Source organism: Idiomarina sp. UBA4206, assembly GCF_002383015.1.
GTDB classification, from domain to species: domain Bacteria; phylum Pseudomonadota; class Gammaproteobacteria; order Enterobacterales; family Alteromonadaceae; genus Idiomarina; species Idiomarina abyssalis.
In genome coordinates this window covers 48334-49025 of sequence record NZ_DFTS01000043.1, presented here as the reverse complement: position 1 = coordinate 49025, position 692 = coordinate 48334, and the positions used below count along the sequence as shown (strand labels likewise).

Below are 692 nucleotides of genomic sequence, written 5' to 3'. Positions count from 1 at the left end.
CCGGCTCTGAGCAATCGATGACGTTGATGGATGCAGCCTGGCAGCTTTCCTTTTTTCACGAAAAAGTATTGGCCGTTTTAGTCCTTTTGACTGTTATTCTAATTCCCGTTTTGTACCTTGTTAGCCTTATATGGGTGTACAGTCAGATCCATAATTCGGGCAGTAACCGATTAAACCGATACTTCCTGCGTTTAATGGAGCATTTGAAACCCTGGCTAATGACTGATGTTTTTTTACTCGGGACCTTGGTGTCTTTGGTAAAAATATCGGGTCTGGCAGAGGTTCGTTTACTTGAGGGGTTTTGGGGCTTCAGTGTTTTTGTCGTTCTACTATTGTATGTGTACGAGCGAGCTAAACGTACACCGATATGGGACTACTATATGGCGGCATCCCGACCCAATATACATGTGCAAGCTGGAATGACAGCAAATGAGCAGGATTTGCAGACCTGCCCACTTTGCCATGCCTTAAACGCTAAAGACGCCGATAAATGTTACCAATGCACCGAGCCGCAGAAAACAGCGTGGTGGCGGAAGCCGGGGACAACTTTGGCATTAATTTTTGCTGGCGCTATTATGCTAATTCCAGCGCACTGGCTGCCGGTAATGGAAACGGTACGGTTTGGCAACGAGCAGCCTGCAACCATTATTGGCGGGGTTACTGAATTATGGCAGGCCGGCGATAGGCCTGTA

1 protein-coding gene is annotated in these 692 nt (G+C 47.4%); it reads left to right on the top strand.

What is annotated here, in order from left to right; genetic code table 11:
- On the top strand, nucleotides 1–692 hold a 692-nt coding region (locus B3180_RS09280; RefSeq protein WP_286844190.1), incomplete at both ends, for a paraquat-inducible protein A.